Origin of the sequence: Sciscionella sediminilitoris (genome assembly GCF_000737195.2) — a bacterium.
Classification (GTDB): domain Bacteria; phylum Actinomycetota; class Actinomycetes; order Mycobacteriales; family Pseudonocardiaceae; genus Sciscionella; species Sciscionella sediminilitoris.
Map to the genome: position 1 here is coordinate 1 of NZ_JALM01000146.1, position 14,068 is coordinate 14,068.

The following is a 14,068-nucleotide window of genomic DNA, read 5'->3' on the forward strand; positions in this document are numbered from 1 at the left end:
AACCACTCACAAGCACCTGTCTGCCCAGGTCAGGATGCTATGGCCGCGTGCATGGCGAGGATGCGCTGCGCGGCTTCCACGTGCAGGTTCTCGATCATCCTGCCGTCGACGGTGACCACGCCCTTGCCTTCGGCCTTGGCCTGTTCGAAGGCTTCGATGATCCGGCGGGAGCGCTCGACCTCGGCCTCGCCGGGCGCGAACACCCGGTTGCACGGTTCGAGCTGTTTGGGATGGATGAGGGTCTTGCCATCGAAGCCGAACTCGCGGCCCTGAACGCATTCGGCCTCGAAGCCCTCGAGGTCGGCGACGTCGTTGAACACCCCGTCCAGGATGACCTTCCCCGCGGCGCGCGCGCCGAGCAGCGCGAGGGACAGCCCGGTCAGCAGGGGAGCCCGCCCGGGTACGTGTTCCGCGTGCAGTTCGTTGGCCAGGTCATTGGTCCCCATGACCAGGACGGTCAACCGGTCACTGGCCCCGGCGATCCGTTCGGCGTCCAGCATGGCCTTCGGGGTCTCGACCATGGCCCAGATCGCGGTGTGCCCCGGCGCGCCTGCCGATTCGAGTGCGCGCTCGATCGCGTGCACCTCCTCGGCGGAGCCGACCTTGGGCACCAGCACGGCATCCGGACCGGCGGCCGCGGCCGCGCGCAGGTCCTCGGCGTGCCATTCGGTGTCGGCGCCGTTGACCCGGATGGCGATCTCGCGGCGCCCGTATTCACCGGAGGCCGCGGCCGCACACACCTGGGCGCGTGCCTGTTCCTTGGCGTCCGGGCTCACCGCATCCTCGAGGTCGAGGATCAGCGCGTCCGCGTCGAGGCCCTTGGCCTTCTCCAGGGCGCGCTCGTTCGCCCCGGGCATGTAGAGCACCGAACGGCGCGGGCGGTACTCACTCATTGCCGTACTCCTTGGCCAGTTCGGGGTCGCGCGCGGCGAGCTGGTCCGCGAGTTCGGCGACCACGCGGCACTGCTTGACCGAGGCGTCGTCCTGCATCTTCCCGTCGATCATCACCGCGCCGGTGCCATCGCCCATCTCCGCGATGACCCGCTTGGCCCAGCGCACATCCTCGGGAGCGGGGGAGAACACCTTGCGCGCGATCTCGATCTGCACCGGGTGCAGGCTCCACGCGCCGACGCAGCCGAGCAGGAAGGCGTTGCGGAACTGGTCCTCGCAGGCGACGGTGTCCTGAATGTCGCCGAACGGTCCGTAGTAGGGCAGGATCCCGTGCATCACGCAGGCGTCGACCATGCGCGCCACGGTGTAGTGCCACAGATCCTGCTGGTAGGTGCTGCGCCCCTCGGAAAGGTCCTCGCCGACCGGATCGGTGCGCACGAGGTATCCGGGGTGCCCGCCGCCGACCCGGGTGGTCTTCATCCGGCGGGATGCGGCCAGGTCCGCCGGTCCGAGCGAGATGCCCTGCATACGCGGTGAGGCACCGGCGATCTCCTCGACGTTCGCCATGCCGGATGCGGTCTCCAGGATGGCGTGCACCAGGATCGGCCGGCTCAGCCCGGCGCGCGCCTCGAGCTGGGCGAGCAGCCGGTCCACGTAGTGAATGTCCTGCGCGCCCTCGACCTTGGGCACCATGATCACGTCGAGTTTGTCGCCGATCTCGGTGACCAGCGTGGTGAGGTCGTCCAGCACCCACGGCGAGTCGAGCGAATTCACCCGGGTCCACAATTGTGTGGTACCGAAATCGCTTTCCTTGCCCACCCGGACGAGGCCGGCGCGTGCCGCCTCTTTGTTGTCCGCGCGCACGGCGTCCTCGAGGTTGCCGAGCAGTACGTCGACCTTCTTCGCGATGTCCGGGGCCTTGGCCACCATTTTCTCATTCGACGGATCGAAGAAGTGAATCATTCGCGAAGGCGTGAAGGGGATTTCGCGCACGGGCGGCGGCGCGCCGACGGCGAGCGGGGCGAAAAAGTCCTTTGCTGAGCGCATCCGATTAGCCTCCGTTGTACCTGGTGTACCGAACGGTAACCTAACGCGCCTGCTCGGTTGGCCGAATCATGATTTCGTTCACGGCGGCGTGCCGCCCCCGGGTGACCATGTACTCGACCGCATCGGCGATGTCCTCGGCGCGCAGCCACTCGTGTTCCTCGGCGCCGGGCGGCCAGCTGTGCGCGGTCATCTCGGTAGCCACGAGCCCGGGCTCGACGATCCCGACGCGCACATAGTTCTCGGTGACCTGCTGGCGCAGTCCCTCGGCGAACGCGTTCACGGCGAACTTCGTCGCGGAGTACACGGGGTTGTGCGGGCGGGCCGCGCGCCCGGCGACCGAGCTGATCAGCACGAGATCGGCGACCCCGTGCGGTCCCTCCGCCGCGGCTTGCAGATAGGGCAGCGCGGGGTGCACGCAGTTCAGCGTCCCGGTGACGTTCACCGAGACCATGTCCTGCCAGGCACGCAGATCCTGCCCGGGGCTCACGAATCCGGCCGCGGTGACCAGTACGTCGATGCGCCCGTGTTCGGCCCCGATCCGCTCGATCGCGCTGGTGATCGACTCCGGATCGGTGACATCCGCGGTGACCGGGAACCCGGTGCCACCACGGTCGCCGATCTCCCCGGCGAGCTCGGTCAGTTTCTCCGTGCGCCGGGCGAGCAGGGCGATCCGTGCCCCGGACGCGGCGAACCGGAGCGCGGTCGCCGCCCCGATGCCGCTCGACGCACCACTGATCACGACGAGGGCCTCGCTGAGCCGGTCCTGTGCCACGGATCCGAGTGTCCCACCATCGAGAAGAGATCGAGGTCACGACGTGATCCGTTGGACGGCAGTATCCCCCAATCGGCCGAATAGCCGGGCAGAACCCGCTCGACCGCTCATCGACCGGTTATCGCTCACCTTGGTCCGTCAGCCGCAAGCGGGCACTGGAGGCAGTGGCAGCCGCCTCCAGTGCTGGTACTTCATTAGGGGCAACGGGTTCTATGGGCAGGAGGAACAGCAGTGACGAGCGGCACCGAGGGGCATGCGGTCATCCATCGTGAGGCCGAGCTGTCCTCCGCAAGGACGCTTGCTCCGGTCGAACTGCCCGCACCCGCGGAGTACCTGGCCGAAGGCGCGGCGCGCAGGCTCGGCTGGCACGGCAAGCCGGTCGGCCAGATGACCATCTTCGGGCGCAAGGTCATCGTCTTCGCCCAGCTGCGCACCGAGGCGCACGCCGAGCGGATCTGCATCGGCGCCCCGCCGGTCACCGATCGCACCGAGGTCGCCACCTGGGTCTGGCCCGAGATCGCGCCGAAGGCACCGCCGGTCGCCGTGGACATCGTCGGAGTGCTCGCCGTCGCCCGGCACTGGCGCACCGCGCTCGCCTGCGCCGGGCCGTTCGCGAAGTACTGCGACACCGGAATCGTGCTGCCCTGGTCGGCCGCGATGACCGGGGACTACCTGTACCGCTGCCTTCCGCGCGCGAACTCGCACGGCGTCGCGGTGCTCACCGGCGATCCGGACGGCGAGGTCAGCCTCGACCAGGCCGGTTCGCAGGCCCCGCTCGTGCACGAGTGGGACACCGTCGAGCGCTGGCTGAACGAGAAGGTCTACGAGCGCATCCTCGCATGCGAGTTGTGATCGCGGGCGGTCACGGAAAGATCGCCAAACTCCTGCTTTCCCGGCTCGCCGAACACGGCGTGGAGTGCCTCGGCCTCGTCCGGAATCCCGACCACACCGCGGAACTGCGCGCGCTCGGCGCCGAATCCGCCGTGCTGGACCTGGAGACGGCGGCGCTGCCCGCGGTGGCCGGGATCGCCGAAGGTGCGGACGCGCTGGTGTTCGCCGCCGGTGCGGGGCCGGGAAGCGGTGCGGCGCGCAAGGACACCGTCGACCGCGCCGCTGCCGTGCTGTTCGCCGAGGCCGCGCAGACCGCGGGGGTCCGGCGGTTCGTGCAGCTCTCCGCGATGGGGCTGGACCGGGCCTATCAACCGGGTGTGGACGACGTGTTCTCCGCCTACCTGCGCGCGAAGGAGGCCGCCGAGCGGGATCTGCGGGAGCGGGACGGTCTCGAGTGGACGATCCTGCGGCCGGGGCGGCTCACCGATGAACCGGCGACCGGCTCGGTGGCGCTCGCCGAACCGGGAGTTCTCGAGGCAGGTTCGGGTTCGGTTTCCCGAGCGGATGTCGCCCTCGTGCTCGCCGCGCTGCTGGAATCCGGGGCAGCGGCCGGTAAAACCGTCGAATTGCTCGCCGGGGAAACCCCGGTGGACGAAGCTGTCGCCGCGCTCTGATCCGTACCGTCCACAGTGGATTCCTGGAATTCTCGCGCGCGCCGCGATGAAATACGAAATATCCTCGCGTTATGACGGGTTCGTTGTTCGAAATGGGTCCGCGGGAAATCGCCGAGGGCGCGGTCCATGTGCCCGGCTGGCTTTCCGTGGAACGCCAGCGCGAAATCGTGATCGCCTGCCGGGAATGGGCGCGCGGTCCGGTTCCGATGCGCGCTGCCCGATTGCCGAGTGGACACCGGATGTCGGTGCGCACCGTCTGTCTCGGTTGGCACTGGCGCCCGTACGCGTACAGCAGGACCGCGGACGATGCGGGCGGGGCGCGGGTGGCCGAGTTCCCGGATTGGCTCGGCGCGCTGGGCAGGTCCGCGCTCGCCGCTGCCTACGGCACCCCAAGGGAGGACTACCTTCCGGACACCGCGCTGATCAACTTCTACGACGAGCACGCCAAGATGGGCATGCACCAGGACCGGGACGAGGTCTCCCGCGAACCGGTCGTCTCGTTCAGCATCGGGGACACCTGCCTGTTCCGATTCGGTAACACCGAGAACCGTGGCAAGCCCTACACCGACATCGAGCTCGCCTCTGGGGACCTGTTCGTGTTCGGTGGACCTTCGCGGCTGGCGTTCCACGGGGTACCGAGTGTCCGGCCCGGGACCGCCGACCCGGAGACCGGTCTCACTGACGGTCGCATCAACATCACACTCCGTGTCACGGGGTTCTCGTGAGTGGTTGTGCCGATGGCGCTCACTCCTCACTCGCTCCGCTCCTTAGCCCTGGCGGCTGCGATGCTCACTCGATCGTCGTGAGCGCGTGTGTTGGTTAGAACCAACACAACCACTCACAAGCACCTATTTGCGCAGGTCACGAGGTTATGTTGAGAGCAGGGTGACGTGCTGCGGTGAGCGGTCGGATCCGCGCGGCGTGCTGCGCTGAATGACCGGGGTCAGGCCGCGAAGAACTTGGCGATGCGCTCGTAGAGGTCGCGCGCGTCCTCGGAGACGGCGGAGCACTTCTGCGCCTCGTTCTGCAGCGGCCGCAACCGGTCCTTGACCCGGCCGGACTTGATCGGGGCCGCGGCCTCGATGGCGCTGCGCCCGACCTTGGTGCCGTACTCGATGTTGCCGTCGATGAGGTGATCGGTGGCGAGCATGGACAGCATGAAGGTGCGGGAGCGGGCCATCGACTCGTCGTACTCGGTGAGGCAGCGCTCGAGCGCCGGAATGGCGTATTTGGTGTGTTCGCGGTGGTACTGGGCGAGGACCGAGTGCACGGTCCCGGTCATCGCGTACACGTCGGTCTGGTTGAAGAACTTCACCCAGGACTCGGGGTCGCTCTTGTCGGCGCGCTCGTACTCGTCCCTGGTCCGGCCGAGCGAGCGGATCGCCTGCTGGGGCATGTCGAGCTGGGCGTACGCCCAGGCCTCGTTGGCGCACAGCACCGCGACGGCGAGTTCGGAACCGGATTCCTGGGCGGCCAGCTGGCCGAGCTGGAAGAGCTTGAGCGCGTCGTTCGAGGCGTCTTCGTGCAGGTAGACCCGGCCCATCCGGTAGAGGATGTTCGCCACGAGCGGGTGCGCCTTCGCCTCCCTGGCCAGTTCGAGCGCCCGGCCGAAGTGGCTGCGCGCGCTGGAGCGCTTCCCGGTGTCGAACGAGGTCCATCCGGCGAGGTTGTGCAGGTCGGCGAGGGCGACGAACAGCCGGTCCCGCACCATCTCGGTAGCGCTGGAGCTGAGCATCTGCTGGCCCCAGGACAGCTGGGCGACCACGGCGTCCCGGCAGAATCCGCCGCCGTACTGGTAGTCGAGCGCGCGCAGTGCCCTCGTCGCCGCTTCGAGCTGGCGGACGTCGGTCATGCCGATGGCGTTGGGTGCCGGGGTGCGTTCGGTGCGGGAAACGAGGTCGGGATCGGAGCTGATGGTCGCCGCGCCCATGGTCACGGCCGCGGCGTGGGCGAGGAAGCGGCGCCGCTTGACGTTCTCGTCCTCTTCCGGCTGCGGATCCTTCTCCGCGGTGGCGACGGCGACCTCGGTCTGCTCGTCGTAGGCGAGTCCCATGGAGCCGCGCGGGATCCCCAGCCCGTCGGCGATTCTGGCGAGCACGTCGTAGGCCATGACCTGGCGGCCCTTGAGGATCTCGGACACCTCGGACTGGGACTGCCCGGTCTGTGCCGCGATCTGGCGCTGCGAGATACCCTCGCGGCGCAGCAGGCGGTAGACATTGCTGACGTCCCTGGCAGCGAGCGCTTCGCGCATCTCCTGCCCATCCCACAGCGTCGCGGGGATGTCGGATCCCTGCGACGCGCCCCCTGGCAAACCGTGCATTTCGATCCGCCTCACCGTTCGACTCAGCGCTTGTCAAGCAGTGTAAGCAAAGTACGCCGTTCGGGAAACGCTTGACACGACCGCTGATCTGCTCGGCCGAACTCCCGCCTACCGCTCACCGGTCCTGGCGGGCCGATGGGCGCTACTGCTTTCCACTTTCTATCTGCAACTCGCATTCTAGTTCCCACAGCGGCAAGCCGGACAGAGCGCGGGCCGAAAGAGGCGGAAAGGGTGACAAAACATGGCGTTTTGGTCTCGACTTGGTCGTGATCGCGTCACCCCAGCGCAACAGGCCTGCTCCGAATGGCATGCTACTGACCGGTACGTAAGTAGCGGGTCCGGAAACGGCCGCCGGTTGGAAAGGTCACGGTGAACGGTTCGTGGACGAGATCCTCGAGCAGGTCCTGCGCAATGCCGTGTGGGAACGGCTGGACATGCTCACCGAACTTGCGGACACCGAGGAGCAGGACCTGGTCACGGTCGCCCGCTCCGAACTGCCGAAGCTGACCGAGGGCTGGCGTGAGCTGCTCGCCATGCACGAGCCGGATGCTCAGGGCAACTGCCCCGAGTGCTCGAGCAGGTGGCGGCAGCAGCGCTCGCCGTGCCCGATCTGGCGTGCCGCGTACGACCACCTCGTCGGTGGGGCGCTCTCGGCGCGGCCACCCAAACCGTCGATGTCCCGCAGGGGCGCCGAGTCGACGGACATCGCCGCCGAACGACAGGCGGCAGTCGGTATGCGTGCGACGGCTGGAGCCGCGTACTGACCCCACGAACCCCGCGGGCCGGTGCCGCTGCGCACCCCTCCCCCGACCGGTATCGGTCCGCGGCCCCAACATGGTGGCACCGGCTCGCACCAGCCGGTGTCACCATTTCTATGCCCTGCAAGTCTGCAAGTCTGTTTGTCGACATGATCATCGGCGCAGGGTGACCGGTTCATGCGAATGCCGTAGCGAGCGGCGGCATTTGGCGGGACAGCGGCGATCGGTTGGGTATGGTGCGTTGCTCGAACAACTTTTACAGCAGGTAGAAGGGAAGCGAAGGCAGCGACGTGAACCAATTCTTCGAGTTCGTCGGACAGCGCTGGGGCTCCCTGCTCTTCGACCTCTACCAGCACGGCAGCCTCGTCCTGCAGTGCACCGTGCTCGCGGTTGTCATCGGTGTCGGCATCGGTATCGCGGTCTATTCGAGTCCCGCGGGTTCGGCGATCGCGACCGCGTTGACGAGCGCGATCCTGACGATTCCGTCTTTCGCGCTGTTCGGCCTGTTCATTCCGGTGCTCGGCCTCGGGGTGCGGCCCGCGGTGGTCACGCTGACCCTCTATGCGCTGCTGCCCATCGTGCGCAACACGATCGTCGGGCTGGCGAACATCGATCCGGCCGTCACCGGGGCGGCGCGCGGGATCGGCATGCACCGGCTCGGCGTGCTCACCAGGATCGAGCTCCGCCTCGCCTGGCCGTCGATCCTGGCGGGCACCAGGGTTTCGGTGCAGATGCTGATGGGGATCGCGGCCATCGCGGCGTTCGCCAAGGGGCCGGGGCTCGGCGGTTCGATCTTCTCCGGGCTCGCCGCGATCGGCAGCAAGACCGCGGTGGACCGGGCGCTGGCGGGCACGATCGGCATCGTGGTGCTCGCGCTCATCGTGGACGGGCTGCTCGTGCTGCTCGGCAGGTTGACCACCTCGCCGGGGGTGCGCGCCCGGGCATGATGGGGACAAAGCGAAGGACACGCGGGCGGACCGATTTCGTCGTGTTCGGTATCGCGGGTGCGCTCGCCGTCGCGTTCGTGCTCTGGGGAGGACTCGGCACCAACTCGCTGTCCACGGTGACCACGACGATGCTCGGCTGGCTGGAGTCGAACTTCGGCTGGGCCTACGTGCTCGCCGCGAGTGGTTTCGTGCTCTTCGTGCTGTGGCTGGCCTTCTCCCGCTACGGCAAGATCGTGCTCGGCAGGGACGAGGACACGCCGGAATTCAAGACGCTGCCGTGGATCGCGATGATGTTCGCGGCGGGCATGGGCATCGGCCTGATGTTCTACGGTGTCTCGGAGCCGCTGACGCATTACACCGACCCGCCGCCGGGCACGGCGCGCGCGGGAACCGGTGCCGCGCTGGACACCTCGATGGCCACCACGATGTTCCACTGGGCGCTGCATCCCTGGGCCTTCTATGCGGTTGTCGGGCTCGCGATCGCGTACAGCACGTTTCGGCGCGGGCGCCCGCAGCTGGTCTCCTCGGCCTTCATTCCGCTGATCGGGGACCACGCGAAGGGCTGGATCGGCAGGCTGATCGACATCCTGGCGATCTTCGCGACGCTGTTCGGTTCGGCCGCCTCGCTCGGGCTTTCCGCGCTGCAGATCGGTTCCGGGCTCAAGGCGGCCGGGTTCATGTCCTCGGTGAGCACGATCGTGCTCGTGGTCGTGATCGTGGTGCTGACCGCGGCATTCATCTTCTCCGCGGTTTCCGGAATCGAGCGCGGGGTGCAGTGGCTCGCCGCCACGAACGGGATTCTGGGTGTCGCGGTCGCCCTCTTCGTGTTCATCGCTGGCCCGACGGTCTTCATTCTGAACCTGCTGCCGACCACGCTCGGCGACTATCTCAAGGAACTGCCCGGAATGGCCGCGCGCACCGAGGCTTCCGGTGGCCTGGACATGGCCAGGTGGCTGTCCAAGAACACGATGTTCTATTGGGCGTGGTGGATTTCCTGGACCCCGTTCGTCGGGATGTTCATCGCGCGCATTTCCCGCGGGCGCACGATTCGCCAGTTCGTCGGCGGGGTGATCCTCGTGCCGAGCGTGATCTCCCTGGTGTGGTTCGCGATCTTCGGCGGCGCGGCGATCACCACGCAACGCGGCGGCCTGAATCTCGCCGCGCGTTCCCAGGAGGGCCAGCTTTTCGGGCTGTTGCAACAGTATCCGGCGGCCACGGTCACCTCGCTCGTGGTGATGATCCTGGTCGGGATCTTCTTCGTCTCCGGGGCGGACGCCGCTTCGATCGTGATGGGTTCGCTTTCCCAGCGCGGATCCACCGAGCCGAACAAAGCGGTGATCGCCTTCTGGGGCGCGCTGACCGGTGCGGTCGCCGCGATCATGCTCATCATCGGCGGAGGCGGGGAATCGGCGCTGACCGGCTTGCAGAACCTGACGATTATCGTGGCCTCTCCGTTCGTGATCGTCATGGTGCTGCTGTGTATCGCACTGGTACGGGATTTACGAAGAGATCGGGTCGTGCTGCGGGACGACAAGGGAGCCGAGGTCATCGAGGCAGCGGTGGAGCATGGAACCGAACGGTACGGCGAGGACTTCTACCTGACCGTCGATTCGCCGTCGAGGAAGAAGAGTAAACGATCATGACGAACACCGAAGAAGCGCCGAGCGGCGCGGAAATCCGCCTCGAAGAGGTGACGAAACGCTATTCCGGAACCGCGAGTCCGGCGGTCGCCTCGGTCACGATGACGATTCCCCGGGGAAAAACGGTGATCTTCGTCGGACCGTCGGGATGCGGCAAGACGACCACGATGAAGATGATCAACCGGCTCATCGAACCCACCTCGGGGCGGATCAGCATCGACGATCGCGATGTGCTCGACATCGATCCGGACAAGCTCCGCCGTACCATCGGCTACGCCATCCAGCAGGCCGGGCTTTTCCCGCACATGACGGTTGCGCAGAACATCGGCATGGTTCCCTCGCTGTTGCGCTGGAACAAGAAGAAGATCGCCGAGCGGGTGGAGGAGATGCTCGATCTGGTCGGGCTGGACTCCGCGGTGTTCCACGACCGGTATCCGCGTCAGCTTTCCGGTGGCCAGCAACAGCGGGTCGGGGTCGCGCGGGCGCTCGCCGCGGATCCGCCGGTACTGCTGATGGATGAGCCGTTCGGCGCGGTCGACCCGATCACCAGGGGCAACCTGCAGGACGAGCTGATGCGGCTGCAGTCCGAGCTGCACAAGACGATCGTGTTCGTCACGCACGATTTCGACGAGGCGGTCAAGCTGGGCGACCGGATCGCGGTGCTCGGCGAGCAGTCGAAGATCCTGCAGTACGACACCCCGGAGGCGATCCTGCAGAATCCGGCCGATGACACGGTCGCCGGATTCGTCGGCGCCGGTGCCTCACTCAAACAGCTCACCCTGCTGCGGGTCCGGGATGTGGAGCTGAAGCAGGAGGCGATCACCGCGCGCCCGGACGAGACCGTCGAGGCGGTGCGCCGCCAGCTCGAGGAGCGAAACCGGCCGTTCGCGCTGGTGCTCGACGCGCGGGACCGGCCGGCCCGTTGGGTCCACAAGCGACAGTTGGCGCACGCGAGTTCCTTGCGGACCGCGGGAAAGCCGATCGGGGACTTCGTCTCCACCCAGTCCACGCTGCAGGACGCGCTCGAGGCCTGCCTCGCCGAGGGTGGGGCGGCGGTGGTCACCAAGGAACGCGGCCGCTATGCCGGAACGATCGATATCGACACGGTGATGGCGACCGTGCAGCGGCTGCGCGATGAGGCCGGGGTGTCCGAATGAGTACCGCCACCGCCCAACTCGGGGAGCGCCGCTCGGAACGGCTGCGCGTCTGGGGCCAGCCGATCGCGGTCGTGCTGATCGTGGCCGCCGTGCTCATCTGGGCGTTCGCCAGCGAACTCGACGACATCGAGAAGCGCAATCTGAACGCCGCGGTGATTCTTTCCCTTACCTGGGAACACATCGTGCTCTCCATCGCGGTCGCGGCGATCGTGGTGTTCGTCGCCGTTCCGCTCGGGGTGCTGCTCACCCGCCGATGGGCGCGGTTCGCCGCCCCGTTCTTCCTAGCGATCGCGAACATCGGGCAGGCGGCGCCCTCGATCGGGGTGCTCGTGCTGTTCTTCCTCGCACTCGGCGGGGTGGTCAATTTCTGGGTAGCCGTGGGGCCGATCGCGTTCTATGCGCTGCTTCCGGTGCTGCGCAACACGATTCTCGGGGTGCGCAGCGTCGACTCTTCCTATGTCGAGGCGGGCACCGGTATCGGCATGTCGCGCTCCAAGGTGTTGTTCACCATCGAGCTTCCCCTTGCCGTGCCTTACATCCTCGCCGGTCTGCGCACCTCGCTGGTGCTCGCGGTCGGTACGGCGACACTGGCCACGTTCGTCGGTGACGGCGGACTGGGGGAGCTGATCGTCACCGGTTACAAGCTCGCCCGTTATCCGGTGCTCGTGGTCGGGGCGGCGCTCGCGATGGCGCTCGCGCTGTTGGTCGACTGGCTCGGTGGCCTCGCGGAGCGCTGGATCGGTCCGAAGGGGTTGCGATGAAACGGTTTGTCTCGGTTCTGCTCGCCGCGGTGCTCGCGGGTTCGCTTTCCGCGTGCGGGCTCTCCTCCGGTAACAGCGTGCCGTTCTCGGTCGGTCCCGGCTCGATCCGGGTGGATCCCAGTCTCAAGGATGTTCCGGTGACGGTGGGATCCAAGGATTTCACCGAGCAGATCCTGCTGGCCTACATCACCGAGTACGCCCTGCAGGCCGCGGGTATGGATGTGAAGGACCTGTCGAACATCTCCGGTTCCAATTCCGGAAGGCAGGCACTGCTGGACGGGCAGATCGACGTGATGTGGGAATACACGGGCACCGCCTGGATTTCCTACCTCAGCAAGACCGATCCCATTTCCGATCCGGACAAGATGTTCGCCGCGGTGCGCAATGCGGATGCGGCGAACGGGGTTTCCTGGGTGGACCGGGCGCCGCTGAACAACGTGTACACGATGGCGCAGAGCCAGCAGGTGCGGAAGAAATACGGAGTGCGGACCCTGTCGGATCTGGCCAAGCTGTTCCGCAAGGATCCGTCCGCGGTGACGATCTGCATCGAGAGCGAGTTCGCCAGCCGCAATGACGGGTGGCCCTCGGTGGAGAAGAAATACGGCTTCAAACTCCCGGATTCGAACATCCGCAAACTGGATACCGGCGCCATCTATCAGGCCACGGCGAACGCCCAGTCGTGCAATTTCGGGGAGATCTTCCAGACCGATGCCCGGCAGCGTTCGCTGAACCTGAGCACCCTCAAGGACGACAAGCACGCGTTTCCCGCCTACAACGGCGCGGTGACGCTGCGGACCGAATTCCTCAAGCAGCATCCCGCCATCGAGCGTGTGCTCGCGCCCGTGGCAGCGAAGCTGACGAGCAATACGATGATCGACCTTTCCACGCAGGTCGATGTGCGCGGCAGGGATTCGGCCGAAGTCGCGCGGGAATGGATGATCGCGCAGGGTTTCGTTTCGGATCCCGCGAAGTCCCGCTGACCGCGGCATGCGCCGGTTCGCCGCACTGAGCGCAGTGCTGTTGCTCCTCGTGTCCGGATGTGGGCTCTCCTCCGGTAGCACCGTGCCGTTCGCCGCGGAGCCCGGTTCGATCCGGCCGGTGCCCGCGCTGCGCGGAGTTCCGGTGACAGTGGGGTCGAAGGATTTCACCGAGCAGATCCTGCTGGCCTACATCACCGAGTACGCGCTGCAGGCCGCGGGCATGCGGGTACAGGACCTGTCGAACATCTCCGGTTCGAACGCCGGGAGGCAGGCGCTGCTGGACGGTCAGATCGACCTGATGTGGGAGTACACCGGGACCGCGTGGATGTCCTATCTGGGCAGGACCGATGCGATCTCGGACCCGGACGAGATGTTCGCCGCGGTGCGCCGAGTGGATGCGTCGAACGGGGTTTCCTGGGTGGACCGGGCGCCGCTGAACAACGTGTACACGATGGCGCAGAGCCAGGAAGTGCGCCGGAAGTACGGGGTTCGGTCACTCGCGGACCTGGCCGCGCTGTTCCACCGGGATCCGTCCGCGGTGACCATCTGCATCGAGACGGAGTTCGCCAGCCGCAACGACGGCTGGGCGGCCGTGGAGAAGACCTACGGGTTCAAGCTCCCCGATTCGAACATCCGGAAGCTGGACACCGGAGCCATCTACCCGGCGACGGCGAGCGGGCGCTCTTGTCACTTCGGCGAGATCACCGAGACCGATGCCCGCCAGCGTGCCCTGAAGCTCGACACCCTGGCCGATGACGGCCATGCCTTCGCGGCATACAACGCGGCGGTGACTATGCGTACCCGGTTCGCACGGGCTCATCCGGACATCGCCCGGGTGCTCCGGCCGGTGGCCGCGAAACTGACCAGTCAGGCGATGCTCGACCTTTCCGCGGAGGTCGACGTGCGCGGCAGGGACTGGGCCGAGGTCGCGCGCGACTGGATGATCAAGCAGGGATTCGTGCGCTGACTCCGCTCACTCTTCCTGCTCTTCTGATGACTCAGCGTGATCGTCCTTCTTGCTTTCCGACTTGGCGCTGTCCGCGTAGAGATTCGCGCGCGCCTCGCCGTGCACCGATTCGATCGCCTGGTGAGCGGCTTCCGCCTGCTCGGCGAGCCATGTCTCGAAGTCGTCCTTAGTTTCGGTCATCATGCTCTCCCCGACACCCTCCCGGTACCCGACTCAGTTACAGCAACCGACGGTAACAGTCATCCCCCGGTCGACGCATCGGCAACCGAAATGTCCAGTTAATGGGACGCGGTGAACAGGGGAGAGGTGCTTGTGCGTGGTTG

15 protein-coding genes are annotated in these 14,068 nt (G+C 66.9%); 10 read left to right on the forward strand and 5 right to left on the reverse strand.

Features of this window, described 5'->3' with window-relative positions; all coding sequences use genetic code 11:
- Nucleotides 1–29: 29 nt before the first annotated feature.
- From AD72_RS33810 to AD72_RS33820, 3 genes are read right to left on the reverse strand one after another with little or no spacing between them, the layout of a single operon-like run.
- The gene (locus tag AD72_RS33810; protein ID WP_031470726.1) at nucleotides 30–893 is read right to left on the reverse strand and encodes an HpcH/HpaI aldolase/citrate lyase family protein; all 864 of its coding nucleotides are present in this window, start codon (nucleotides 891–893) and stop codon (nucleotides 30–32) included.
- Entirely contained in the window at nucleotides 886–1,938 is a 1,053-nt protein-coding gene (locus AD72_RS33815; RefSeq protein ID WP_031470727.1) for an HpcH/HpaI aldolase/citrate lyase family protein, read from the reverse strand. Before AD72_RS33815 ends, AD72_RS33810 begins: the two co-directional genes overlap by 8 nt.
- Nucleotides 1,939–1,978: 40 nt before the next feature.
- Nucleotides 1,979–2,710, reverse strand: coding sequence for an SDR family oxidoreductase (locus tag AD72_RS33820; RefSeq protein ID WP_031470728.1), 732 nt, complete (start codon nucleotides 2,708–2,710; stop codon nucleotides 1,979–1,981).
- Nucleotides 2,711–2,941: 231 nt separating this feature from the next.
- Between AD72_RS33820 and AD72_RS33825 the strand changes: the two genes are divergently transcribed.
- From AD72_RS33825 to AD72_RS33835, 3 genes are all read left to right on the forward strand, one after another.
- Complete coding sequence (locus AD72_RS33825; protein WP_051899313.1) at nucleotides 2,942–3,562, forward strand: hypothetical protein; 621 nt, start codon at nucleotides 2,942–2,944, stop codon at nucleotides 3,560–3,562.
- Entirely contained in the window at nucleotides 3,550–4,215 is a 666-nt protein-coding gene (locus tag AD72_RS33830) for an NAD(P)H-binding protein (RefSeq protein ID WP_031470730.1), read from the forward strand. Before AD72_RS33825 ends, AD72_RS33830 begins: the two co-directional genes overlap by 13 nt.
- Before the next feature lie 71 nt (nucleotides 4,216–4,286).
- Nucleotides 4,287–4,940, forward strand: coding sequence for an alpha-ketoglutarate-dependent dioxygenase AlkB family protein (locus tag AD72_RS33835; RefSeq protein WP_031470731.1), 654 nt, complete (start codon nucleotides 4,287–4,289; stop codon nucleotides 4,938–4,940).
- Nucleotides 4,941–5,158: 218 nt separating this feature from the next.
- Here the strand turns inward: AD72_RS33835 and AD72_RS33840 are convergent, their stop codons facing one another.
- Nucleotides 5,159–6,535 carry a helix-turn-helix domain-containing protein gene (locus AD72_RS33840; RefSeq protein ID WP_031470732.1) on the reverse strand — a complete coding sequence of 459 codons (1,377 nt, stop codon included), beginning with the start codon at nucleotides 6,533–6,535 and terminating at the stop codon, nucleotides 5,159–5,161.
- 380 nt (nucleotides 6,536–6,915) lie between these two features.
- Here AD72_RS33840 and AD72_RS33845 point away from each other — a divergent pair, with 380 nt between their 5' ends.
- The 7 genes from AD72_RS33845 to AD72_RS33875 all read left to right on the forward strand — a co-directional run bounded on the left by AD72_RS33845 (nucleotide 6,916) and on the right by AD72_RS33875 (nucleotide 13,745).
- Entirely contained in the window at nucleotides 6,916–7,299 is a 384-nt protein-coding gene (locus tag AD72_RS33845; protein WP_031470733.1) for a hypothetical protein, read from the forward strand.
- 284 nt (nucleotides 7,300–7,583) lie between these two features.
- Nucleotides 7,584–8,240 (forward strand): ABC transporter permease, encoded by a 657-nt coding sequence (locus AD72_RS33850; protein WP_031470734.1) that lies wholly within the window; start codon nucleotides 7,584–7,586, stop codon nucleotides 8,238–8,240.
- Nucleotides 8,237–9,883 (forward strand): BCCT family transporter, encoded by a 1,647-nt coding sequence (locus AD72_RS33855; RefSeq protein ID WP_037348324.1) that lies wholly within the window; start codon nucleotides 8,237–8,239, stop codon nucleotides 9,881–9,883. The genes AD72_RS33850 and AD72_RS33855 overlap by 4 nt, the downstream gene beginning before the upstream one ends.
- Nucleotides 9,880–11,037 (forward strand): ATP-binding cassette domain-containing protein, encoded by a 1,158-nt coding sequence (locus AD72_RS33860; protein ID WP_031470736.1) that lies wholly within the window; start codon nucleotides 9,880–9,882, stop codon nucleotides 11,035–11,037. Before AD72_RS33855 ends, AD72_RS33860 begins: the two co-directional genes overlap by 4 nt.
- Nucleotides 11,034–11,798, forward strand: a complete 765-nt coding sequence (locus tag AD72_RS33865) for an ABC transporter permease (RefSeq protein WP_031470737.1) — start codon at nucleotides 11,034–11,036, stop codon at nucleotides 11,796–11,798. The genes AD72_RS33860 and AD72_RS33865 overlap by 4 nt, the downstream gene beginning before the upstream one ends.
- Entirely contained in the window at nucleotides 11,795–12,778 is a 984-nt protein-coding gene (locus AD72_RS33870; protein WP_031470738.1) for a glycine betaine ABC transporter substrate-binding protein, read from the forward strand. The genes AD72_RS33865 and AD72_RS33870 overlap by 4 nt, the downstream gene beginning before the upstream one ends.
- Before the next feature lie 7 nt (nucleotides 12,779–12,785).
- On the forward strand, nucleotides 12,786–13,745 hold the full coding sequence (locus AD72_RS33875) for a glycine betaine ABC transporter substrate-binding protein (protein WP_031470739.1): 960 nt from the start codon (nucleotides 12,786–12,788) through the stop codon (nucleotides 13,743–13,745).
- 6 nt (nucleotides 13,746–13,751) lie between these two features.
- Here the strand turns inward: AD72_RS33875 and AD72_RS36985 are convergent, their stop codons facing one another.
- Nucleotides 13,752–13,925 carry a hypothetical protein gene (locus tag AD72_RS36985; RefSeq protein WP_156365512.1) on the reverse strand — a complete coding sequence of 58 codons (174 nt, stop codon included), beginning with the start codon at nucleotides 13,923–13,925 and terminating at the stop codon, nucleotides 13,752–13,754.
- Nucleotides 13,926–14,068: the final 143 nt, after the last annotated feature.

What these genes read in the sequence shown, in the direction of transcription:
- AD72_RS33815 (WP_031470727.1), bottom strand. Translation starts at nt 1,938, where the DNA reads ATGCGCTCAGCAAAGGACTTTTTCGCCCCGCTCGCCGTCGGCGCGCCG.
- AD72_RS33860 (WP_031470736.1), top strand. Translation starts at nt 9,880, where the DNA reads ATGACGAACACCGAAGAAGCGCCGAGCGGCGCGGAAATCCGCCTCGAA.
- AD72_RS36985 (WP_156365512.1), bottom strand. Translation starts at nt 13,925, where the DNA reads ATGACCGAAACTAAGGACGACTTCGAGACATGGCTCGCCGAGCAGGCG.
- AD72_RS33810 (WP_031470726.1), bottom strand. Translation starts at nt 893, where the DNA reads ATGAGTGAGTACCGCCCGCGCCGTTCGGTGCTCTACATGCCCGGGGCG.
- AD72_RS33875 (WP_031470739.1), top strand. Translation starts at nt 12,786, where the DNA reads ATGCGCCGGTTCGCCGCACTGAGCGCAGTGCTGTTGCTCCTCGTGTCC.
- AD72_RS33855 (WP_037348324.1), top strand. Translation starts at nt 8,237, where the DNA reads ATGATGGGGACAAAGCGAAGGACACGCGGGCGGACCGATTTCGTCGTG.
- AD72_RS33865 (WP_031470737.1), top strand. Translation starts at nt 11,034, where the DNA reads ATGAGTACCGCCACCGCCCAACTCGGGGAGCGCCGCTCGGAACGGCTG.
- AD72_RS33870 (WP_031470738.1), top strand. Translation starts at nt 11,795, where the DNA reads ATGAAACGGTTTGTCTCGGTTCTGCTCGCCGCGGTGCTCGCGGGTTCG.
- AD72_RS33835 (WP_031470731.1), top strand. Translation starts at nt 4,287, where the DNA reads ATGACGGGTTCGTTGTTCGAAATGGGTCCGCGGGAAATCGCCGAGGGC.
- AD72_RS33830 (WP_031470730.1), top strand. Translation starts at nt 3,550, where the DNA reads ATGCGAGTTGTGATCGCGGGCGGTCACGGAAAGATCGCCAAACTCCTG.
- AD72_RS33840 (WP_031470732.1), bottom strand. Translation starts at nt 6,535, where the DNA reads ATGCACGGTTTGCCAGGGGGCGCGTCGCAGGGATCCGACATCCCCGCG.